At 59.9% G+C, this 24,275-nt stretch carries 14 protein-coding genes and 1 riboswitch; all 14 genes read right to left on the bottom strand.

The features are described 5' to 3' along the window. Positions 1 to 7 precede the first annotated feature (7 nt). Positions 8 to 10,246: a filamentous haemagglutinin family protein gene (locus EBAPG3_RS03515; RefSeq protein WP_004181078.1), complete on the bottom strand. Its 10,239-nt coding sequence runs from the start codon at positions 10,244 to 10,246 to the stop codon at positions 8 to 10. 124 nt (positions 10,247 to 10,370) lie between these two features. Then, positions 10,371 to 12,086 carry a ShlB/FhaC/HecB family hemolysin secretion/activation protein gene (locus tag EBAPG3_RS03510; RefSeq protein WP_004181074.1) on the bottom strand — a complete coding sequence of 572 codons (1,716 nt, stop codon included), beginning with the start codon at positions 12,084 to 12,086 and terminating at the stop codon, positions 10,371 to 10,373. A gap of 118 nt (positions 12,087 to 12,204) precedes the next feature. Next, entirely contained in the window at positions 12,205 to 13,701 is a 1,497-nt protein-coding gene (locus EBAPG3_RS03505; RefSeq protein WP_004181073.1) for a hypothetical protein, read from the bottom strand. A 95-nt stretch (positions 13,702 to 13,796) separates the two neighbouring features. Continuing rightward, positions 13,797 to 14,672, bottom strand: coding sequence for a PEP-CTERM sorting domain-containing protein (locus EBAPG3_RS03500; RefSeq protein ID WP_004181071.1), 876 nt, complete (start codon positions 14,670 to 14,672; stop codon positions 13,797 to 13,799). A 95-nt stretch (positions 14,673 to 14,767) separates the two neighbouring features. Next, positions 14,768 to 14,849: riboswitch (cyclic di-GMP riboswitch) on the bottom strand. A 268-nt stretch (positions 14,850 to 15,117) separates the two neighbouring features. After that, on the bottom strand, positions 15,118 to 15,888 hold the full coding sequence (gene epsA, locus EBAPG3_RS03495) for an XrtB/PEP-CTERM-associated transcriptional regulator EpsA (RefSeq protein ID WP_040853260.1): 771 nt from the start codon (positions 15,886 to 15,888) through the stop codon (positions 15,118 to 15,120). A gap of 424 nt (positions 15,889 to 16,312) precedes the next feature. Further along, complete coding sequence (locus EBAPG3_RS03490; protein ID WP_004181066.1) at positions 16,313 to 16,951, bottom strand: type II secretion system protein; 639 nt, start codon at positions 16,949 to 16,951, stop codon at positions 16,313 to 16,315. Positions 16,952 to 16,967: 16 nt separating this feature from the next. Further along, positions 16,968 to 17,414: a type II secretion system protein gene (locus tag EBAPG3_RS03485; protein WP_081607306.1), complete on the bottom strand. Its 447-nt coding sequence runs from the start codon at positions 17,412 to 17,414 to the stop codon at positions 16,968 to 16,970. A 3-nt stretch (positions 17,415 to 17,417) separates the two neighbouring features. Further along, entirely contained in the window at positions 17,418 to 17,918 is a 501-nt protein-coding gene (locus EBAPG3_RS03480) for a type II secretion system protein (protein ID WP_004181062.1), read from the bottom strand. 4 nt (positions 17,919 to 17,922) lie between these two features. After that, positions 17,923 to 20,181, bottom strand: coding sequence for a secretin and TonB N-terminal domain-containing protein (locus EBAPG3_RS03475; RefSeq protein WP_004181060.1), 2,259 nt, complete (start codon positions 20,179 to 20,181; stop codon positions 17,923 to 17,925). A 13-nt stretch (positions 20,182 to 20,194) separates the two neighbouring features. After that, complete coding sequence (locus EBAPG3_RS03470) at positions 20,195 to 20,701, bottom strand: hypothetical protein (RefSeq protein WP_004181056.1); 507 nt, start codon at positions 20,699 to 20,701, stop codon at positions 20,195 to 20,197. Then, on the bottom strand, positions 20,698 to 21,267 hold the full coding sequence (locus EBAPG3_RS03465) for a hypothetical protein (RefSeq protein WP_004181054.1): 570 nt from the start codon (positions 21,265 to 21,267) through the stop codon (positions 20,698 to 20,700). The genes EBAPG3_RS03470 and EBAPG3_RS03465 overlap by 4 nt, the downstream gene beginning before the upstream one ends. Then, the gene (locus EBAPG3_RS03460) at positions 21,249 to 21,785 is read right to left on the bottom strand and encodes a PilN domain-containing protein (RefSeq protein WP_004181053.1); all 537 of its coding nucleotides are present in this window, start codon (positions 21,783 to 21,785) and stop codon (positions 21,249 to 21,251) included. The genes EBAPG3_RS03465 and EBAPG3_RS03460 overlap by 19 nt, the downstream gene beginning before the upstream one ends. Beyond that, the gene (locus EBAPG3_RS03455; RefSeq protein WP_040853258.1) at positions 21,785 to 22,609 is read right to left on the bottom strand and encodes a hypothetical protein; all 825 of its coding nucleotides are present in this window, start codon (positions 22,607 to 22,609) and stop codon (positions 21,785 to 21,787) included. Before EBAPG3_RS03455 ends, EBAPG3_RS03460 begins: the two co-directional genes overlap by 1 nt. Then, entirely contained in the window at positions 22,590 to 24,242 is a 1,653-nt protein-coding gene (locus EBAPG3_RS03450; protein WP_051049122.1) for a GspE/PulE family protein, read from the bottom strand. The genes EBAPG3_RS03455 and EBAPG3_RS03450 overlap by 20 nt, the downstream gene beginning before the upstream one ends. Positions 24,243 to 24,275 lie beyond the last annotated feature (33 nt).

The raw sequence follows: 24,275 nt of genomic DNA, 5'->3' as shown, positions 1-24,275 counted from the left end.
CCGCGTCCTACTCACCGCGCCCGATCACCTCGGCTGAAATAAAGGTAGGCCTGAGCTGTCTCATCGCATCGGAAGTGCGTGCGGCATCCGATAGATTCTGCGATAAAGCTGCCGTAGCTTTGGATACATCGTCCCCCTGCGACGCGGCGCCCGAGGTGGTGGCACTGACCGCGCTGGCATCCGCTACCGGGGTGCCGGTGGAAGTCCCGGCCACGGCAATATTGTCCGCCCCCAGCACGACCGAAGCGGCGATATTGAGGTTATTCGCCCGGATGCCGGCGTCGCCCGCGTTCACCGTGCCCTTTGGCGCGATCAGGTCGATATCGCCCGCGACCGTGCCGCCGCTGGAAAGCGCACCGATCCCGCTGCCGGAAGCGGCGCCCTGCAATTCCTGCGTCACGTTGCCCTGCGAATCCACCTTGATGACCGGCGGCGGCACCGCGGTCGCGGTCTTCTTGCCTTTGCCGGCATCGATATCGCCCTCGCTCGACCACAGCAGCACATCACCCCCGCCCACGGTAAGAATGCGCGACTGATTGACCAGGATATTGCCGCGGGTGAATCCGCGCACGTTCCCGTCGGCCACCGTGAGCATGCCCAGGACATCATTGCCGGTATTCACCAGCACTTCCGGCGTATTGCTGAGACCGACGATCAGGTCACCGCCCGGCACCATGAACTCGATATTGCCGCCCCGCTCGGTCTTGATGCGGCTGGCGAACAGGTTGATCTCCCCCTGATAATTCTTGAAGCTGCCATCGGCATTCTTCTCGCGTATTCCCGGAAATACCAGTTCCAGCGCCGCATAGCCACGTTCATAGTTTGCCGCGAACGGACTGTCGCGATTATTTGAATCGCGGCCGGTGACCAGCAAGGCGGTATAGAGCATCTCGCGCACCATGCCGCGCTGGGTATCCGCGTCCAGCGCCTGTACTGCCTGGACCGCCGCCAGTGCATCGGCGCCGTTCAAATCGTCGTTTCCCACCAGCCAGCGCGCCTCCCATAGCAAGGCATCATCCGGGTTGCCACCCGCTTTTTCCAGTTGGGCGGCCAGCCGGTCAACCGTGCCGGCGTAATCGATTCCCTGCGCACCCACCCCCGCCGCCACATGAATATCGGCGCCACCCCTGGGCAGTTCGGCGTTGTCGAGGTCGCCTCGGCTGACGATGCCCGCTGATGTTCCGAGGTCGATATTACGCCCTGCCGTCACCTCCAGCCGACCCAGGCCGCCCACCCAGATCTTGGCGTTTTCTGTCCGGTCATTTCCGGAAGTAAAGGCCACATCCCTGCCTGCGACTACCCGGCTGAGGTCGCCAGCATTGGCATGCTGCGCCAGAATACCCACATCACGCACATCCCGTCCCGCACGCACTTGAGCCGCCTTGGATAAATCCAGAGTAAGTTCGTTAAAGTTACCCTGCACATCCCCAGTCGCCGCGTAAATCCGCGCTGGCTGGGTATCGCCCGTATGCACGGGAACAGGTGCGTGAACAAGTACTTTAAAATCAGGATCTACCGTGAAAAGTGGAAATTGATTGGGCTTTACAGCGGGCCGAACCGCATCCGGAATCAGCACTGGGTCCCTGTCGCTCATGACCATGGGTGCCCGCATATTGATGGAATTTCCCGCCAGCAATGTCAGGTCTGCACGTGCTGCCGGGCTCAGTACGCTTGACGTAGCCGGTGTATAAATATCTCCCTGAAATGCGGTAATTGAGAGGCTGGGCGGCAGCAGGGACAGCAGCTCCTTACTGTATGTATTTACCGATACATTGAAATTTAGGGGTGCCGTGTAAGCGCTTACCAGTATGTCAGTACGATTGGACAGGGTAGCTGCTCCGTACAGACTCTGCAGATGTACACCGCTGTCCTGGCCGTAAGTCGAGAACAGGCTCCAGCCGGCGATGCTGGAACTGGGGGCATTGGCATTGAGATTAAATACCGTTCCCCTGCCAGTGGACTGGATCACCAAGTGCGGATTCAGCACAGCCTGGATGTTGACATCGCCCCGTGCCTGCAACCGTGCCTGCGCGTCGCCCAGGGCCAGGATGGTGTAAAGCGGACTGCCACTCAGATCTTGTCCGCTGTCTATCTTGCCGCCCGCCTTCAGTACCAGTTCACCACGGTCGGCATAATATTGGCCACCCAGCAAATCGCCACCGGTCTCCACCCGCACATCACCGCCACCGGTTTTCACCAATTGGCCGACAGTCGGCGCGGTCGCCATCATGCGCGCCTGGGTGGGTGTGCTGGCTGAGACGTTCTCCACTTTTCCGCCGGCAGCGAGTGTGACGCTCCCGCCACCCAGCGCGCCAATCCCCTGCTGGAACTGGTCGAAGCGCACCCACCAGGCGGGCTGGAGCGCATATTCGCCGGTGGCATCATTCAGTTTTCCCTGACGGAACAGCCAGTTGGAATAGAGTTGTTTCGAGGGCATGCCCACTATATCGCCCGCCGCAGCCAGGCTTACATCGCCGCCGCCCTGGCTGAACTGGGCATTGGCGGGTGCGACAAATCCATTAGCCAGGTCGGCAACCCGGCCAGCAGTATAAATCGTCGCTTTTTCGTCAGTCAGCCTGATATCGCGCCCCGCCGCAATGCGGATGTCGCCGGTGCCGGTGCGCACCAGCTTGCCCGCTGCCAAAGTGACATCACCGCTGCCCGCATTGACCGCCAGCGGATCGGCCGCATCGGCATCCGCTCCCGCAACCAGCCGGTAGCCCCAGGAATCTCCCGGCAACAGCGTGGCCGGCGTGGTGCCGCTGCTGAATGGCGTCGCCACATTGAATCCATCAGACAGATTGTTATCGAGATTGAGATTGCCCACCGCCCGCAGAGTCAGCATGCCCGGCTCTTCTCCCGCGGGACGGATGGCAAGATTCCAGTTATTGCCGAGGGTGAGATCCCCGGTGGAGCGCACTTCAACCCCGGCGCGCACGTGGAAAGCGGGATCGCTGGCCTTGCCCAGCCGCAAGGCAATCGCACCAGCGTGGGACGCGAAATCGCTGTTGTCAGTGTTCACCGTGTCCAGGCTCAGCGTCGTGCTACTGCTCGCACCGCTAGCGGTGAGCGTCGTGATAGTGTCGTAGACCTTGACCGCTTCCACTATTACCGATCGAGCGCCGCTGATGCCGCTGTTGACGCCATCCACGGCCACATCGCTGCCTGCGCCGCCGCCGGTGCGGGGCGCGCGCAGCACCACTTCCCCTCCCTCGCCCGCCTGGGCGCCACCCCCACCCCCTGCATGCACGTCCAGGGTGCTGCCGGCAGCGAAATCCAGCCTCCCCGCGGTGGTGCCGATTTCCACGTCACCGCCATGTTTGCCATTGCCGGTGGCGTAGGCATCCAGCTTCGCACTTGCCAGCACCGTGACGTCGTTCTTCGCATAAAGACGGATGCTGCCCGCATCGCCACCCGAGGCATCGACGTGCCCCGCGACATCGAGCTTGCCGCCATCCACGGCAATATGGACGTCCTTGGCCTTGACCGTATCGGAGGCAGCCAGGCTGATATCGCCGCTGCGCACGCGCAGCGTCCTCGCGCCATCGAATACGCCCTGGTTGAGCGCCGTGTTCAGCGTGGAAAAGTCAGTCAGGGCGGCCACATCCAGGTCGAAGCGCCCGCCCTCGCCCCGGGCGCCGCCGGCATTCGCCAAGGCCGCGCCCTGCAGGCTGCTCGCCGCCAGGGTCGCCGTACCGTTGGCCGCGCGCACGATCACCTTGCCCGCATCGCCGCCCGGCGTCGCGGAAACATCCACCTGCGCGCCGGTTTGCACCACCACGTTGCCGTTATCGCTGGCCAGCTCGACAGTGCCGCCTGGCGACGCGCGCTCGACGTCGAAGAAAGCCACCGAACGTCCGGCAGCGTTCGCTACCGCATTCTCCCCCAGCGTCAGATTGCCGGACGTTGCCGTCAGTTTGAGCTGTCCGGAAGGCAGGATGGCCTCGGTATCGAACATCACGTCCGTGCCCGACAGCGCCCATCTCGCCCCAAGCGCACTCACCGGCGCAAGCGCGCGGTCCGCCACCGTATCGATAGCGATGAGCGAGCTGGTTGCGGCCAGGGTTTGGCTGGCCCCCTGCTCGCCGCTGATGCGCGCGACACTCAGGTTCGCCGTTCCGGCGGCAATATCGGTACTGCCCGAGCCGCGCCCGATGAGTTCATTGGCGCGGATGCCGACCTGGGAAAATCCCTGGATGGCTTTGGCGCCTTCGCCCAGTACCAGTTTGTCCGCCTGTATCGCCAGCACGCCGTTGCCGGGCGTGCCACCGGCGGCGAATACGGATGCCGCCGGGTTGGAAAGCACTATATGGGTTGCGCGCAGATTTGCGGTTTTACCGCCGTTGTTCAGGCCGGCCAGCCCTGCGCCCTGCAAATTCAGGGCTTGCAGGGTCGGCTTGCCCTCGGCATTCACACCGCCCAAGCTGACATCGCCATACAGGTCAAAAGTGGTGTAACTTGTCAGCGTCAACGAATTCAGGCCGTCAAGTTCGCTCTGGCTGAATATCAGGCCTTCGGCGCCCGCCGGCGCATTGCCGAAATTGACGCGTGTCGCGCCAATTGTCAAATTTCCGGCGACCGGATTACCTCTGTCGTCGGCAAATAGGGTGGTGCCCGTAAACGCATTCTGCAGCGTGGCATCCAGCGTGATCGAGTTTGCCGAGCGGATCGTGCTGCCGGCTTCGCCCACCAGCGTGCCCAGGGTACGATCCGGGCTGCCGGTGCGTGAAAAGCCGGCGGAAGTCGATGCGACCCGGACCAGGGCGCCATTGCCGGCGGTTTCGTAGCGGTTTGCGTTATTCGCACCGCCCGTACCGGGCGTAGGGTCTTGCGTCTCGATGGCGCTGCCGGCTTTCAGCGTCAGGGTATCCTTCGCCGCCAGAATGATTTCATCGCCCTTCAGGGCGTGACTGGCGTCGTTGGCCAATATCACTTCCTCGGCATTGACCGTGAGGAGCGTGCCAGCGCCACCCGGGGCGAGGCTGCGCGTGCCACCCAGGAACAGGCTGGCCGCGCCCATGGCATTGAGTGTGCTGGCCGCGATACGCGTGGTCAGCGGATCAATTCCCTGCGTTCCGGACGGCGTGCCGTTGGTAATGGCGATTTTAAACGCGCTGATGTCCACCGCCGCCCCACGGCCCCCCTCGGCCGCACCCAGTTTGAAAAGGGCATCCAGCTTCAGCCCGCCCGCGGTATCGATGGAGAGAAGCCCGCCGTCCTGCGGGCGAACAGGGCTGGCGGCGAAAAAGTCCGAAGCGCGGGTAAGCGTAATTTCCGACCGCTGCAAAACCTGCTCACGGGTCAGCACTTCAAATCCGCTCCACAAGGCATCACGCGGACCGCCCACGGGTGCCCGGCTGTCCGTGACATAACCCGGCACCACCTGGACACCATCCTGCTTGCTGTAAGCCTGTCCCGGCAACAGGTTATGCACGTCCGTGTCCAGCCTCACCGCATACGCGCCGGGCAGCAGCGCATAGTGCGCGGGCAGCAGGGTATATACGCCTGCCGGCAGGCCCGGTATGCCGGAGAGATATACGGCGTCCCCCGCCACGCGACCGAAACCGGTGTTCTCCTGCCTGTCGCCTGGGGCGAATCCGCTCGCATAGCCCGGCAGGATGGCATAGGTATGGGCATCGTTCAGGATATCGCGCGACCCCCCCGGACCCACGCTGAACTCGTAGGCCTGCAAGTCGCCGCCGCCGGCGAGATCCAGGGTTGCGCCGGCCTGCATGTCGATACTCGCCGCCTGGGTGCGTATGGATTTCTCGGCCAACGCAGGCTGGGGAATTTCCAGATCGGGCTTGTACACCCAGCTGCGGCCATTCACCAGCATGCCAAACGGAATCAGGCTGCCGGGCGTGGCGGCGATCGAGGTCAGGCTGCCTTCCTTGAAAGTCAGGGTATCGGTGGCGTTGAAAGCCAGTTGGCCGAACGGCGCCCACACATTGCCATCCTGCACGATATTCGCGGCCGTTACCGTAAGGCTGCCCAGGGCGGATAGCGGCAGTGACGGCGGCAGGGTATTGCGGCTGAATGCAACCGTTTGCCCCGGCGCCTGGATGTTGATCTGGCTATAGGTTGCGGGGGCGATCACCGCGCCGCTGAAAAGCAGATCGGCCGCGCTCGCGAGCGTGCCTGTCGGACGCGGCAAGCCGCTGCTGCTTACCCCCGACAGCCTGACTTCCTGGGCGCCGCTCAGTTCGGCCCGCGCCATGCCGGTCAGGGTCAGGTTGCCCGCCAGTTCCAGCAGTTGCGCGTCCGCTTTGAACGTGCCGCTGCCGGCAGCCGGCGTATTGACCACATCCACACGCTCCACGTCATAATTACCCAGCCGCAGGGTTTCCGCCTTCAGGGCGGCATTCCCTCCCGCCGTTTCGATGCGCGGCGCGTCGAGCACCACCTCTTTCAATGGCAATGCCCGGTTGGCGCCCCCCAGATTCAGGTTGTCCTCCAGCCGGATGGCATCGCGGCTTTTGAGCGCGATGCGGTCAAAACCCGCTGCTTCCAGCGCTGTAGCGCCAAGCTTGGCCTGGCCGTTCAGCCCGGCGGGCATGACAGCGCCCGGAGTCAGGCCGCTCGCCTGCGGCGCCGCGGTTGGTGCCAGGCTCAGCACACGCTCCCCAACGGGGTATCCTAAACCCGCGTCCGGGGAGGGAGTGAAGTTATTGCCCAGCACCAGATCGAATACACCGCCGCGGTTGGATGCGCTACCCGCATGCGCAGCCACCGTGCCATCCAGCAAAATACCTTCGCGCGCGCTGATGCGCAGCGACCCAGCGTCGCTGCCCACCCACTGTCCCAGCCCTCCCGCCTCGTTCAGAATATCCAGCCGCACCGGCGCAGCCCCCGCTATTCCGATTCTTGAACCGGCCTCGGTCACGACATAACCATATTGGGCATGCAACGCGACTGTACCGCCATTCAGGACCTCACCCTGGGTCAGCCGCTGGCTATCGAGAAAAGTGAGCGCCGTGCCGGATACGTCAAGCACCGCCTGCTTGCCCAGCCAGAGACCGTGAGTGGGATCAAATACCTTCTGGCTTTCGAGGCCGTGATCAAGCGTTGCCATAATGCCGCCGCCGGGCGCGCTGATACTCCCCTGTATATCCAGCAGGTGCGCGGCTGCCAGCGTGATGTTTGCCCTGGGGTCGGCCTCGATGCGTGCGCCCACGCCGATCGACAAATCACCTGTCCCATCCGCGGTATTTTTTGCCATCAGGCTCAAATTCACCGGCTGGCGCACCAGGTCATCCAGCTTTACCTGGCGGGTAAAATCTTCCATCCTGCTGCCGCTGGGGCGCAGGGTGTAGTCGGGCTGCAGTTCCAGGCTGAGGACGGCCGGCTTGATCCGGACGCCCTCGGATAAGGTTACATTCTCAATCCCCGCGAGATGGATATCGGCAAACCCGCCACGCTCGAAAAATCCGGCGCCCAGGTTGGCCGTGCCGGCGGTGCCGTCCGGCGTGCCGCCGATCTGGATTTTATGGCTGGAAACGCTAAGCGCGCCGCCTTTGCCGATGCCGTAGCCATGTATATTCTCCTCGGTGACACCCGATACCGCGTTGCCTGACAGGCTGATCTCGCCGCCGTTGCCGGCGATGACGCTGCCACGGCCATCGACCCTGAGCCGGCCGCCGCCGGTGACGTCCAGCAGCGTGTTTTGCCCCAGCGCAACATTGTCAACCGCGGTAAGCGCGATTTTTCCGCCATGCACCAGCGCGACCTCGCCCGAACCCGCCGGCACGCCGCGCAACTCGTTTACCCAGGCCCCGCGCGCCGACAGCGTTACCCCATCGGCCACCATCACATTCAGCGGCGTGGATGCAATGTTAATATCGTTTCTTAGCGCATTAAGCACGATCGAACCGGCCGGGGCCTCGATATCGGCGCCGACTGTCACCCCTTGGGCAGTAATGTGCACGCTGCCGCCCTGCGGGGCATGTAAAGCCTCGCGCACCGCCGCCGCCTGGTTACTGAAAATTTCCAGATTGGCTACCTTATCCTTGCCCAGCAATGCGGGATTAAGCCTCAGGGTAGTGATGAGATCAGACGAGAGCGCATCGCCAAACTTGAATCCCGCTGGCAGGAGGGCGCCGCCACTGCTCAGTTCGACCGCCTGGTTCTGCTTGTAGTCGTCTGCGGTGGCACCAGTATTCCTTGTTACAGCACCGGTACCGACAGTCAGGCGGGCACCGGCCGGCATAATGCCGAGGTCGCGCTGCACTTCTCCGACGACAGTGCGGCCCTGGATATCAGCCTGCATCACACTCGCACGGAAACCGATGACTTCCAGCGCACCTGCGCTCTTACCTTCGGTATAGCCGGGGTCATAATTGAAGCTCTGCCCCAGGTCGATCACCTCTTTTATGTTCCAGCGGCCGAAATCCTGCACATAGCGGGTGGCAATGCCGTCATAGCGCACATCGGCGCGGGCATTGGCGATATCGGTCAATATGCCCCGGGACATGAGTAGCGTGGTAGGCACGCTGGCCGGGGTATAATTCAGGCTGCCACCCGACAGGTCAATCGTTGCGCCGGATTCGATAATAACCTCCCCCTGTGAACTTACCCCCACGGTACCGCCCTGAGTCGAGCGCTCGGCCACGTTCCGCTCCAGACGCGCCTGGTAGGATTGCAGGCTGTCCTTGGCGATGAGCGTGGGCTTGCCCGCGTTGGCGTTGGCCAGGGCACGGTTGATGTCGACAAAAACCTTCTGGCTGCGCAGTGGACCGTCGCGATTGACCGGGGAGTCTTTCAGCTCATCCCCCCGCAGTTCTACTTCCACCCCATTGCGCGCGGTGGAAACGGCCACATTTTCCAATCCGGCCACGCTGATGCGCGCGCCGCTGGCAATGTGAATACGTGCAGCGTCGGAAATAGGTGCATTCACCTCTACAAACGGATCACCCGGCACAAAAAGCAAACTTGGATTGTCCATGGCGAAAAAATTCACCTGGCCTGCCGGCGCATTGATCACCGCACCATTTTCCATCCGCACATCCTGCCCCAGCACTCTCACCTGGGAGGGGAGCACCAGTCCGGTGCCGGTCAATCCATCCAGCACGCCGGTATTGTCGGACACATCCGGCAGTACCTCGGTCAGGCTGCCGGCGCCGAGTACCGCGCGGCCGCCACGCGTGGAATTATCCTGGCCCGTTGCCGCATCCTTCGCCAGCAGGTATACCGAGCCATTGGCGATCACCGAGGTCGTCGCCCGCGCGATACCCTGCTGGTTGACCGCATACCCCACCATGGTGACGTTGCCGCGCGGCGTGCTTAGCTCGCCCAAATTGGTGACATGGCCGAGCTTGTCCAGCGCAGACTCTTTCAGCGCCACGGTCTGCCCGTCCAGCTTGCCGTCCTTGACGCCGGTGTTGGCGGTCTCGAAATCAGCGAGGCCCGCCGGACTGTCCACTTCCACCAGCAGGCCGCGCACATTGGCATCTATCGGCTGAGCCGAAGCCGAGCGCAAAAATACCTTGGTGCCCGCCGCCGCGATCACCTGTCCGTCGGGCGCTTCCACCGTACCTTTGTTGATCACCGTCGGCGCGATCAGCATCACCCGGCCCTGGCTGCCCGCCGTGATGCGCGCGCCCTCGAACACCTTGATGAAACCGCCCGTGCCCTCGAATTGCGGGCTCGTCTTCTGGGTGGTCAGGAAGGCGTTAAGGATGAAGCTGTCATTGATGTCCAGACTGCTGGCGGTGAAGCTGTTGAGGTTCACCTGCGAAGAACCCATGAAGGCGATGCCATTGGTGTTGACCAGGATGATATTCGCATTCTGCCCCGCCGCCTGGCTGAGGATGCCGGCGATCACGCTGGGATCGTTGTCCCAGACACGGTTGAGCGTGGTGAAATTCGCGCCCTGCACCAGGTTCTGCGCGGCGAGGCTCTCCACCTGTTGGAACTGCACCGAATGGCCGGGGCTGACGTTAAAACTTTCCCAATTGAGAATCGCCTTGTCGCCCACCTGGTTGACAACGGCCTGATGGTCCTGGACATGATAATTCGCCTGCCCGGCTGTGACGAAATCCGGTATCCCGCCACCGCAACTGCCACCCGCGCAAGGTACCGGCAGTTCGGCCTGCGCGGATGCACTCAGCAGCAACTCTGCCAGCAGCAGGCCGGTCAGCAGCAGCGCCGCGCCGCTTGCCGCCTTGCCCCGGCTGCGCGCCGTTTCCGCCGCGGGAACCAATATGCCCAGGGTTGTACTGAAAATCAACTTGTATAATTTGCGATTCATATTGCCTTCCCGCTTCTTTTGCAATCCAGTCGAACGTCTCGATATACTGCCCGGCTTGTATCTTTTCGAATACGGCTTCGATACAGGTCATTCGGCGATGGGATGAATCTCGCCTCAATCCGTATCACCATGCCTGCCGCACCAGGAAATGCACGCGTTTATCCCCTGCTTTCGTTCTGTTCACGTCTTCCAGCGCCACCGCCCAGCTGAATTCAGCCGTAAAACCGTGCCGGGCCTTGAGGCGCAAACCCGTTCCGGTGCCGAGCAGATTGAAATGGTCGATCTGTCCGGGCAATGGCTGCTTCACCCGCACATAACCCCCGTCTATAAAAGCCAGCAGATGGAATTCTTCCAGCCCGGTGGTCAGATGCTTCGCGTAATTGGGCGTAAAAGCTTCCAGTCCCGCCGTGGCGCTGTCGTCACCCAATGCCGCGACTTCGAAATAGCCGCGCACCGTACTGATCCCGCCGACGATGGACTGCTCGTTATTGATAAGCGGTTGGTCCGCGATCTGCCAGCTGGCGCGCCCATGCAAGCCCCATCCCTGGCGGAAGGTTTCGGTATGGGAAAAATTGCCGCGCAGAAACACGTAATTGGAGTGTGCCTTGAAACGTTTGGTGGCAAATTCGGCTTCGTCCCCGACCAGACCGCGCACATGGAAATTCAGTGACAACCCAAGTTTGGTGGTGCGCCGTTCTCCCAGCCAGGTGCCATCCCACCCCACGGTAAAGGGCATATAGCTGACAGGCGTATTGAAGTTGCCGCCGTCCAGAAGATTCACTGTCTGCCCGAAATCCTTGTAGTCCAGCCCCACCGTCGCGGTATGGAAAAATGCTTGACTTCCCGGCAGCGGCAGGATGTAGCGCCCTCCGACTATCAGGCCGTTGCCCAGCACATTGAGCGCGCCCACCGAAGCCACGTCGGACGCGGAATAGACGCTATACAAGGCGAGAAAGCCACCGAGCGCCATGGGCATGGTGTAGTTGGCTGAAATGACCTTGCTCTGGTCGGGATTCTCAGGCGTGATGAGCCCGGTCACTCCCAGACTATGCTGCTTGTGCCATAGATTGTCCCAGCTCACATTCGCGCTGAGCCGCGTCAGTGTCGTATTCGGAATCTGGCGGCTGTTCAGTTCTATGCTGCCGTGCAGCGGCAACTGATCCTTCACCTTCAGATCGACTTCCACCGTGCCGGGCGTTTTACCCGCCCGTAAAACCGGCGTAACGCCGCGATCGGCGGTGCGGTTCAGGGCGGCAAGCTGCTTCTGCATTGCGGTGAAGTTCGGCACATTCCCCTCCGCCAGTTCAGGCACCGCGGCTTTGATATCGGCCGGGCTGAAATAGCGTGAATCGACCACGCGCAAGCGCTTCACCGGTGCTTCGGTCACCGTCAGCCTGACGACTCCGTCATCGACTTTTTGCTGCGGAATACTCACCAGAACCGTCAGGTAACCCGACTCATGATAGGCGCGCTCCAATGCATCGCGCGCCTGTTCCACCTCCTGCAATGATTTCTTTTCGCCCAGGTAGGGATAAACCGCCTGCTCCACGACGGTGACCGGCAACAATGTCGCACCCTGGATGCGGTATTCGAATACATCGAATATCGCATCCTGCGCGTGGGACGCATGCATCCATCCAGCCAGACAAACGAAACATCCCGCTTGCAGCGCCTTGCCAAGAAATCGCTGAATCGATCCCCTGCGGGGCAAACCGCCCGCAAGATGGAAAGAATCACCCCGCGCCCCCCAGAAAGGGGTGAGACCACCACCGGTCCCGCTGTACCAGGACTTGCCGCCCGCCGGCAAAAGCGGAGACTGATTCAGCGCTTTCCTAATCATTCGCAACATTCAAAACCACTTTAGCCACCCGGCTTCCATATATGCAAATGGGACAACCCTCGAAAGGGTTGTCCCGAACATCGACTGGCGGCATTGCACCGCCTGTTAAGCGCAATGCCTACTGGACCGCAGGCTGGCAGGAGTTGCCGAGACGTGCGCCCTTGGAGGTGGGGCCGCTGGAACCGGCCACCGGTGTGGCGAAAATACCCTTCAGATCGCTTTCACCCAGGGTACCGGCGACGGCTGAGATCAGCGCGGCGCCACTGGCGCTGGCGGGGCTGACCGAACCGCCGGCGGTGAACGCGGCCAGCTCATACCAGAAGTCGTATGAACCATCCATTGCCTCTGCGCGCTGCTGGGCGTCGGAATTGGGGGATACGCGATTCAGTTTGACGAAAGCCCAGCGATCCGCCGTGGCGGTGGGCGCCGGGGTGTTTTCCGCGGACACCACGCCCAGGGCGAATTGGCCCGCACCGGTTGCCGTGTTCAGCGCGGTTTTCACGCCGCCGGTGCTGGACTGCTCGGTCACGACCGCGGTAGGTGTGCTGTCGGTGGCACGTGCCGGCTCCAGTGCACCTCCAGACAACCCGGTGGCGCAAGGTTTGTCAAGGAAGCGCAGGTTGGAAGCGGACTGGGTGCCGGAAGTGGGCACGCGGCGCGCCAGATTGACCACGGAACCCGCGGGCCCGCCGAAGATGCTGCCGTCCACGCTACCAATCGTACCTTGGCCGGCAACGGCGGTATAGCGCTGGGCGGGCATGCTGGGCTGGCAGGCGGGGGTGAGGTTGGGAGCGGTGGGCGTGCCATCGTCACAGGTCGCGGCCAGCAAACCATCGGCCACGTCATTCTTCTGCAACTGGAGGTACAACGGGTAGCTTACCGCCACGCCGAAGGCTTGGCCGATGTTGGTCGCCACCTCGCTGCCGATGGCGCCCAAGTCACGTCCGATTTCCAGGTTCTGCTTGTTGATCGTGTATTCGGTGTCGGAAAAACCGCCATCGGGATAGCTCTGGCCGGGAAGGGCCGAGGCATCGCCTTTGAGAGTGGTTGTGAAGGTCTTGGTAACCGTGTCGCTACAGCTGTTGTAGCGCCCGATGGGATAGGACACGCCGTTCAGGACGACGTTGGTGCTGCCGGCGGCGCCTGCGGCGCATTTACCGGCACCACCCAGCAACGCCAGGTTATTGATGCGCTTGATATTGCCCGGTAGATAACCGTTGGGATTGGGCTCGCCCGCCATGCTCAGATGCGGGGCGTAGGCGTTGAAGGAACCGCCTTCAACCGTATGGTACACCACCACTTTCTTGCCTGCCAGCGAACCGGCGGCGGCACTCATGGTGCAGGCGTAGGCGACCCGGTCGCCGCTGCTTTTGCCGGGCTCGGTGCCGGTGCTTTCCAGGTACATGTGGGCGTCATTGGCGCCGCCGTTGCCGGCCAAGCCATTGCACAGCGACATCACGCTGCGGAACACGGCATTGCTGGGGGCGGACGCACCGGACAACCACACGTAGGTGGTGGGACCGGCGGCAACCTGTGCAGGGGTGAGAGCGAACGCAGCCGGGGCCGTACCCAGCGCGGCCACGGCCAGCGCGATTTTACTCAGTTTCATTTTCATCTCGATATCCTTTTAACTGGTTGATAGCGTATTCATTCCTGCCCCACCTCCCCAAAGGGAGGCGGAAGCGGGTCGAAGAAGCGAGTGGGGGTGGTTCAGACCCCTGTCCGGCGGCGGACCATCGCGCCGAGCATGCCGAGCCCGGCCAGCAGCATGGCCCAGGTATCGGCTTCCGGCACCGGGCTGGTGATGTTGAGGACACCGGCTTCGTTCAATGTAACCTTGGTGAACTCGCCCGCGCCGATAACGCCGTCGTGATTCAGGTCAACACCAAAAGGTGTCTTGGTGGCCTGGGCGAGATTGGAAGTGGAGGAAGTCGTCAGGAACCAGAAGTTCTGCTCCGTACCCAGTACCTGGGTGGTGTCGACCGTGGTCTTCGCCAACCAGTTGTCACCTTGGGTCAAACCGCCAATTGCGCCGAAGAAGGTATTGGGGGCATCTGTCGGCGTGGCAACACTGGCGCCGTTGGCGTCGGTGGCATGGGTGCCGCGGCTGTTGTTGGCGGTGAGATACTGATCCATGCCGTTAAATCCTTTCACGTTCGTATTCCCTTGGCTCGGCCAGGCATCCACGCTGCCCGTGGTCAGATAGCGCGAACCGCCGGCGAGATTCCGGTCGGTGTCGTCCAGAGCGATCACATTGAATTCGATTTTGCCCGTATTGGCCGCACCGACAAAACTCAACAGTTGATTCCAGGAGGCGCCGTAGGCACCGGAGTTAAGGTTCCACGTTCCGGTGAGGCCGGTCAGGCTGCTGTTCGCGGCGAGCGCATCGTTCATTTTTAAGCCCAGATCGAACAGGGCCGAGATGTCATCCCCACCGGAGGTAGCGGAATCGCCCCCGTAGTAGCGTACGTTGAGCAGGAGTTCGCCGTTGCCGGTCGGGCCGCCGTCGATGGCGGCAAAAGCCGGCGCCGAGGCTGCCATGATGGCGGCGACCGCGAGTGCCTTAAGCTTGAAGTTCATTTTCATTACTGATACTCCTAAAAGGTTAAATGAGTTGCGCCTGATATCCGATTTTCAACCGGCTGACCCATGCGGCTCGTGGCCCACCTGATCAGCCATCCTGGAGCAACCCGGCTACCTCCGCTCACGCTTAGGCCCGCAGCTTTCCGTCCCCGCTTCGCAACGGGTTTGGCTTTGTTCCCCTCCGGCGTGAAGCGCTTGCACTTCCTGCCGGACGCTTGCCACTATATGCAGTGACGGTTAAGTGCTCATGAAACTCAACCGTGATTTTTGTAGTACTTCCTATCTATTCCTTCTGAACCGTAACGACACCTGATCAATAGCAGGTTCAACCCTGTTTCTGCCGCCCTTTCAGGTTAAAGACCTTATGTGACGGCAAATCGATAATTCGGAAAATTTTTCATAAGTCGTTCGGACTACAACACAACAGCTCCCGAACTCCAAATGATCACTAGAGCGTGATCTTCAATGCCATCGCCTTGGCCACCGCATGCGCCCGGTTGTTGACATTCAATTTGCGCAGTATTTTTTGAATATGGTTTTTAACGGTAAGCGGGCTGATTTTAAGCAGGCTCCCAATTTCAAGATTGCTCTTGCCCATCTGTACGTAGCGCAGAACTTCCGTCTCCCGGTCCGTGATGAGCTTTCTGCTTTTTTCCACCATGGTCCCAGGCCGGTGATGACGCTCGTGGAATAGCATTCGCACCAGTGCCATATGCATATGAGGTGTGAGCAGTTCGAGAAAGTATGCGTGGCGCTCGGTCAACGCACCGGAAATCTGCGTGAAGGCAAACAGGCTGCTCGTCCGGCCATTGGCATCGAACATTCCATGCGCCGCGACGCGCTCCAGGTTGCCGCGCTTGAGATCATTCGCGAAATGCTTGTAGGTAATGCCATTGAGATTATTCGGACAAACCAGAAATGGCCGGTTCCGGCCCGCGCTCCATGCCGACATCACGCGGAAGACGATGCCGCCATCCGGCCGGCAAAGCTCGGAAAACATGATTTCGCCTATTTCGGTGCGGCTGAATTTTTCGATGCTGATCGACTGGCCGGACCCCTCATCGAACACGCATATGAGCATGCCATGCGGCAAAAGGCCTTGTAACTCGCCTTGAGACCAGAGGAAGAATTGATGACGCCGGAAGATGGAGGTCGATGAGTCGATGATCCGGAACAGATACTCCATTTCTCGTTCCGTGAGAGTAATGGTTCCCCCCATGATGCCTCTTATGCCTTGATTTTATTTGTGTCGCATACCCGGCCACACCATCGGTAAAGTTGTATTTTGCTCAACTTCGGGAGCTCGGCTATTTTCAGCGCTTTGGATGACAAAATAATTAAGCTCATGTGTCAAATTCGTGAATATGATAGGAGCACAAAGGATCATATCGAATGCACATGGACGCCCATGGCGGCGTGGCGCGGATGGAGATTCAAGAAGATTGGTAAGCCTGAATCCCGCAATTGGACAGAGTGGATTGTGCGGTTTTTGGGACTCGGGCCGAGGCGCGGCAACACGGGATGGTGCGGCTCCGCATCGAAGTGCGGGCCCCCCATAGAGATCACCTCAGTGCAGCCCGATTCCCGACCGCTTCATGCCTGGAATGCCCGACGAATGGTTCCTCGAACCCGGTCGAGTGCGTTCAGTAGGCGGGTGGCGCGGAAGCCGAGCCCGCCGCAGTGGATGGATCAGGTAAGGCAGGAAGTGGCGATGCTTCCGGTTGCAGCGGGGACCGCGGTTCAGGTTGCGATTGAGGTTCGGGCCGAGGCTTAGGCTGGGGCTGGGATTGGGCTTGTGATCCCGGTTGCTGCGCGGTACCGCCGGCTTCTCCCGGCGTGTAGATGAAGGTCCAGTCCTGATAACTCACCGCGTCGGCGAAAGTCGCATAGCGCTCATGAAAATTTGCCCGCTTGAATGGTTTCCGGGTCGAAAGGCTATGGACCCCGACAATTCCGATGCCGGGCTTTCTGATCAGCCCCCACTCGGCCCTGCCCGTCATGGGATCGAAATAGATCTTGCGCAAATGCCGTTTGGGTATCGGGAAACGGTCATCGAAAAGCAGTCTTTCCTGCGACTCCGGGTAGCGCTTGGGCATTCCCGAAGAATTCTCGTAATAGGACCCGATCGCCTGCCTGAACTGTTCCCCTACGAACATCAGCTCCACTTCTTTTTCCCGTTGTGCCTCGGTTTGCCATAGCTGGCCGGCGGCAGCCAGAACGATACCGGCCAGCGCAACCACGAAGAGCATCCAGACATAGGTGAATCCTCTTTCCGCGCCCATGCCTCAGACCCCTTTTTCACCACGCCTCATAAAATGTGCCATCTTTTGCCTGCTCGGGTGAACCACTGCGCACATCGTAAACGCCACTGCCGTCGCGGGGGGGAGGCACGGCAACCCATGTTGCCGCGCTTTCCGTCAGCGGATCGACCGGGATAGCGCGCAAATACCGCTTCTCCACCAATTCGATCAGTTCGCCTGGGTACTTGCCGGTATCACTATAAAATTTATCTATGGCATCGCGCATGATGCTGAGATCCTGCCGCAGCACCACTTCCTTGGACCTGTCGAGAGAATTAAAATAGCGGGGCACCACAATGCTGAGTAAGGTTGCAATGATAGCCATTACAACCAGTAGCTCGATGAGGGTAAAGCCGGGATATCTCCGATTTTTTGCCGGAATCCGGCCGGCTTTTCCGGCACTTCGCCTGATCCTTAAAGTGAAGGTGGAATAAGCTTTGCGCATCCCTCACCACCTGTCATAAGCAATGCCGTTCAAGCCAATTTGTTGCGAACGGGAGTACACGTCGAAAACATCGTTACCCTCCTGCGGATTATCCGGCGGACTTTCATAGGAACGCTTGCCCCAGGTTTCAGCATCGGCCAGCTCCGGGTCGATGGACATGGGATCGCGTGGCAATCGCCGTAAAAAATAGATCTTGCGCTTTTCGGGTTCCTTGGCATCGGGTACTCCCGTAACCAGATCTTCCAGCTTGCGCGGATAGTCCGATTCGTCTGCTTTTCTGGCGATCCGCCCTTCATTCACCGCCCGTTTATAAGCGTCGAGCGCTTCCCGGATCTGCCGTAGCCCCACCCGCAATTCTTTTTCTTTTTCGCGCTGCGCGGTGAGTTCATACAACGGCATGGCCGAAGAAACCAGAACCGCCATGATGGCCATAACAACTGTCAATTCGACCAGGGAAAAGCCATGGTCTGTCGCCGGGCTCGTGGCCGGAATCATTTTGGCCATGCACTCAACGGATCTCGATGTTTGCAGCGGGCGGCAATATAACCTCTGGGGATGGATTCTCACTGTCTCCCTGAAATGCAAGGCCCTTGACACTGACCTGAGCCGTGCCGGGTTTTTGTGCAATGACCTTGAACGCCACATCCACCACCCCCCCGCCTTTACCCAGTTTCAACTGGCGGGTCCCGGATTTCTCCCCCTCGCCCAGCGCTTCAAGTTGGGTTGCGTCGTAACTCAGTTCCAGTTCGGCGGCGGGCAGGTTTTCCGCGCCGGCAAGACTCACGCTTACGCTGAAATCCTTGCCGGGCACGACCTGTTCCGGCGCGATCAAAGTGAGCACCGGCGGCGCTGCTTGGGGAGTGGCATCACGTGCCGGCCGGGACTCATCGGATAGCGGGGGGCGCGGGATGTCCCTCTGAGGCACCGCCATGCCTCCCGTGGGCGTGGATGATATCGCCAGCGATCGCGCCGCGACCTTGCCTATCTTCACCGGCAGCATCCCCACGGTATTCTCGGTACCAAAATGAAACTCACTGTCCGTTTTTGCCCGCCGTGAAATATTACGCAGGATACGTGGCGTTATCAGCAGCGCAATCTCGGTCTTGTTGCGTGTAAGGTTTTGGCTGAGAAATAATCTACCCACCCAGGGTAAATCCCCCAATCCGGGAACCTTGGTAAAAGTAATGCGCTCATCGTCGCTGATCAATCCCGCCAGAACCTGGGTTTCGCCATCCCTCAGCGCCAGCGTGGTCGTCGCGGTACGGGTACCGACCTGATAGGCAAGTCCCCCGTTTGCTATCGGCACTTCCTTGACGATATTGCTTACCTCGAGACTGACCTTCATCGAGACCTCATCCTGGAGCGAAACCGTGGATTCGACATCCAGCTTGAGCCCCACGTCGAGATAGCTCACCGATGAGGCGACGCCGACATTGGCGGTGGCGGTGGTGGTTACGACCGGAACCTTGTCGCCAATGAGAATTTTCGCTTTCTCGCGATTCTTGACACGAATGCGCGGATTGGCAAGCACGTTGATGACCCCATCCTGTTGCTTGAGATTGACGATCAGCGCGGGATTGGCAATGAATCCGGTTAACTTGTCCAGGTTGGACCCATTGCGATTGACGCCGGCACTGCTGATCTCGAAGCCTGCCGGAATGCCGGCGGCGGTCGCACCCGCATTAAGCATGTTCACATTGATCTTGTCCGGATACTGTAAACCAAGATTAAGCAGCTTATTGCGTCCGATTTCCAGTACTTCGACTTCCAGCATGACTTCGGGATCGGCCAGATCATTCAGTGTAACCAGCCGCTCGACAAGCCGGATCGCGTCCGGCGTGTCTTTCATGATGAACAGGTTGAGCGCCTCGTCCACATGGATATCCTTGGTTTTGACCAGCCCCTTGACCATGGCGACCATCTGTTTCACATCCACGTTCGCGACATAGAAACTGCGCACCGCCAGCTCCTGGTATTCCTTCTGCTTGGCGGGCGTATTGGGATAAATCAACACTGAATTTTCATTCAGCACTTTGTGTGTCAGCTGATTTGTCATGAGCAGCAGCTTGAACACATCCTCAATGTGGGTATTGCGCAGGAAAACGGTGGTTTTGGTATCCTGCTTGACATCCTTGTCGAATACAAAGTTGATTCCCGCGGTACGCGCCATGATTTCGAATATCGACTTCAAACCGGTATCGCGAAACTCGAGGGTAATCGGTTGCTTGAAACCCGTTTTTAACAAGGGGGGCTCCATGGCCCCGTCACGCAATTCGAGTTCGGTAAGCTGTTTTATCAGCCGGCGGGCATCCCGTTGCATCGGATTTTCCTGCAATACCGATCGGATTCCGGCTTCCGCCGCCGGATAGTCGTTACGCTCGAGCAATGTTTCCGCATGTTTCAGGACCTCGATATGACGGCGGTCCATCTCGATGGCGGCCAAACCCACTTGGGCCCGCTCATTGCGCTGATTCAGCTCAAGCACATTGCGATATCCCCGCTCGGCGGCATCGAGATCACCCGATGACCGGGCATTCTGGGCTTCGGCGAGAATGCGTCCCGCCACCGCCTCGCGCTGACGCGCGAGTACCGTGCGAATCTCGAGATTATCCGGTTCTTCGCGTGCCGCCTTTTCCAGGCTTGCCAGGCCGCTATCCATCTTGCCTTCGGCAATAAGCTGCTTGCCCTCGACAAAAGCCTTATTTGCCGCACATCCGGCAAACAAGGCTGGGATCATCACGATCAGAATATACTTTCCAGTTTTCATTGCGGGCTCTTCCTTACACTCCGCCGCCTGTCGAAAGCATCTGCTTGGCATTGAGCGGTATATAAGTAAGGGTGATGGTGTGATCGGTCACCTCATCCAGCCGGTATTGGTGATCTATTTTTTCTCCAATCTTGACGACATAGTTGCGTTCAGCCAAGGCGAGAAAGACCTGCGTTTCATCCCCCTCGGTCACCTTGCCGAGATATTTGAACATCAGCGGCGGCGGGGCAGGTGGCTGGGGCTTCACGGGAGGAGGGGGCGGTACCCATGATTGACGGCTAAAAAGGTCGCCAGCCTGTGTGCCGAACTTCCTGCGTTCCAGACGCTCAAGTTCAAGTTGTGCACCGTCATCGTCGACGGGGCGGATTTCCTTCATCTCCCTTGCCGGAGCCTTTTGTTCGGGAACGGCGGATACTGGATCCACGCCTCCGTCTCCGCCACTCACCCACTGGGTGGCGAGAAGCGTCGCCAGCAACGCTCCTCCCAGCCATAATATGCGCCCCCGCCCTGCCGTCTTCATCTCTTGCCTTCATTCAGATAGAGATGAAACTTGAGACTCGCTTCGAGCAATTCGGACTCCACGCCTTCACGTTTGATCGCAATATCCACGAGCGCCATGGCGGGAACAACGCGCAGGGCATCCGCGATAAAAGCGCGCACCTGTGGATATCCGCCCCGAACCGGCAGCATCATCTCATAGCGCGCAAGCTTCCATCCCTTGTCGCGCACCATGCGATATTCGCTACCGCTGATCTCCACGTTGGCTATCTCCGCAACCTGCACCAATTCCTTGATCCAGAATGGTGACGAATCGATATTCGGGAAGAAGGCATAGAAATCCCCCAGCCCCTGATCGCTTTGCATTTTTCTGCCTGACACGCGCATCGGTTCCGCCCGAAAGTGCAATCGCATCGTTTCGGCTTTGTCCATGAGAGCGCTTGACTCGGCCTGGCGCGGCTGTACCGCAGAAAAGAAAAACACGATCGAGAAAACCAGCAGCCCAAAGCCGATTTTTCCGGCATTGCCGAGCCGCTCCGTTTGCCAGCGCAGCCGCAGCAACGCGTTTGTCAGGATGCTTCGATCCATGATGCCATAATGGAAAAAATGATCGGCCGCTGCGGATCGTCCTGCTTGATTTCATACTTAAGCAGATAGGCATCCTTGAGAACCGGTTCGCGCTCCAGGGCGCTGACGAAATCAAGCAGTGCCGGCATGCTCTTTGCCTCACCCCCCATTCGCATCGTTCGGCCGGCAGCATCCGGCTGGAACGACAGCAGAGCCACCTCGGGGCTTGTTGCATACTCGACAGAATCAAACAGCGCACCCCATGGCAAGTCGATCTCGCTCAGTACCGCGTTGGCTCTTCTGATTTCCTGTTTTATTTCCCGTCCTCCCTGGGATGGAGAACCCAGTGGCATCGTCTTCCTGCCCGCCTGGCGATCCATGGAGGCGATGCGCAAATCCCAGTAGGCCACCTCGTCCATGGCCCCTTGGTATTGATACAACACACCGGCCAAAGCAAGCATGCCCATTACCAGCATGGCGTATCCGGCACTTCGTGCTTCCTGCCCGCCGTCAGGAAATTTCAGATTCAAGCTGCGCATCAGTTTTTCCGGTGCAGAGACGCTACAGCGAGCGGATAATGCGACGGCGCGGGCACCTTCCCGGTTTGCAATGGAATAATCCGCCAGCCGCAATCTTCCGGCAAAGCCAATTCCGGGTGCTCCGGCGCAAACAGATAGACCTGCTCGACAACTTCCTTGCGCGTTGAAAACAGGATCGCTTCCTGATCCAGCGCGGCAAGTAATTCGTCTTCCGCATTTTGCAACATACGCTGGTTGCGTATCCGCTGCCAGACGCCGTTCGATAACGAGGCGAGGCAAAGGCGCCCGGTTTCCACGAGGGCAAACCATATCCGCCCCCCCTGGAACTGTTTGCAGCATTGATCGAAGGCGCCCGACAGGTAGGGCACTATATTTTTTAACCTGACTTTGTGTTGCGTTGCGAGTTCGTTTAATCGTTGAAGCAGCGTGCTTTCTATCGCAGCGCAAACGCCTCCATTGCAGGGGTCCCAGGCACTCATGCCGAGTGTCCAGGCCGCGGCTCTCTCTCCGTACACCTCGCGCATGTGAAAAGCCGCGTATGCGTACAGCTCGGTGGGGGTCACGATCTGCGCTTGCGGTGATACCACCGCGTATCGCACAAAGTCGTTGGATATCGTAATAATCATATCCACGCCGGCGGCATCCGCGATCATCCGGTCCAATTGCCGCAGAGGCTGCTCCCAGGCAGGCGAATCCGGATCGCGTTCGCAAGCCGCCGCAAGCCTGGCACCCTGCACCGGTTTTATTCCCCGGTGCCAACGCACCAGCTCGACCCGGCCGGGCGCGAAAAAAACCCGCACCTGATCACGCCACAATGGTGACACGATTGGCCTCCTGCAAACTTGTTTGCCCGGCTTTCACCATTTCCAGCGCCGCTTCGCGCAGGAAACGGGTACCGCCGCGCCGCGCCGCCTCCTTTATCCTGCGTATGGGCTCCCGCGCTATGATGAGTTCGCGGATTTCGTCATTCAATATGAGCATTTCCGCGATTGCATTCCGTCCGCGGTAACCGCTCCCCCGGCACTGGCCGCAGCCCTTGCCAACGCGAAAGCGAAATGTGGCGGCTTGCTCGGGCGTGATACCGGATTCCGTGATCAGTTCCTCGTCCGGCCATTCTTCCACCGCACAATGCGAGCAAAGGAGCCGAATCAGCCTTTGCGCGGCGATTCCGTTCAAGGCGGAGACAAAACTGTAGGGATCCACCCCCATATGTGAAAAACGGCCGATGACGTCGAATACGTTATTGGCATGCACCGTGGTAAACACGAGATGGCCCGTCAACGCCGCTTGTATGGCGATCTGCGCCGTTTCGGGGTCACGGATTTCGCCGACCATGATCTTGTCCGGATCGTGGCGCAGAATCGAGCGTAAACCACGTACAAAAGTCAGCCCCTTTTTTTCGTTGACTGGTATCTGCAACACGCCGGGCAGCTGGTACTCGATGGGGTCCTCTATGGTGATGATTTTGTCTTGCCCGTCATTGACTTCCGAAATCGCGGCGTACAGCGTTGTGGTCTTGCCACTGCCGGTGGGACCGGTAACCAGCAGCATGCCATACGGTTCGGAACTGAGACGGCGGAAACTCGCTATGGCGGCCTGATTGAAACCAAGATGGTTCAAGGTCAGTCCCTCGACATGATCGGCAAGCGCCTGCCGATCGAGGATACGCAGCACGGCATCCTCGCCGAAAATACTCGGCATGATCGAAACGCGGAAATCGATCTCCCGCCCCTGGATGGAGATCTTGAAGCGCCCATCCTGCGGTACACGGCGCTCGGCAATATCCAGATCGGACATCACCTTGATCCGGGAAACCACTTGCTCGGCCAGGTCCGGACCCTGCACCACACCGATCAGGGTCAGCACACCATCGATCCGATATTTGATCGACAATGCGCCCGTCACCATTTCGAGATGGATATCGCTTGCCTGCGACTTGTGGGCGTCATACAGCGTGGAATGCACCAGCCGCACCACCGGGCTGCTGCCTTCGTTGATCGTCTTGAGTGAAAGATCCTCCTCGCCTGCTTTCGGGGTCCCGCGTTCCGCTGCGGGAAGCACGCTATCCATGGCGCGCATTGTCTTTTCCTGCAGCGCAAAAAAAGCGGCCAGATCGGCGGGATGCACCAGATGCCATGCCGCCGCGACTTCAAACCGGTCTTCCGCCCAAGCTCTCAGGTTGGGTGAAAATGGATTGCCCACGGCAAGAACGTATTGTTTCTCCCGCCGGAACAATACGCATTCCCGTACAACCGCCTCGTTAAAAGGCAGCGTCTCGAATGCGGGAGGAAATGCTCGCAAATCCTCCATCGTCAACACGGGCATCCGGAGCAGTCGGCCGAGTTCCGCAACCAGTTGATCGGGCGCAAGGCCGCAGGCTTCTTCCAGCACGGCCATCACTGAAACGCCCCGGACCGAGGCCTCCCTACGTGCCTGCTCAAGCCGATGCACATCCATCCGGGGCGTAGCGACCGGTGATAGCGCGAGATC

This window comes from Nitrosospira lacus (assembly GCF_000355765.4).
Taxonomy (GTDB): Bacteria; Pseudomonadota; Gammaproteobacteria; order Burkholderiales; family Nitrosomonadaceae; genus Nitrosospira; species Nitrosospira lacus.
Note: the sequence above shows the minus strand (reverse complement) of the source record. Positions and strands in the feature narration are given on the sequence as shown.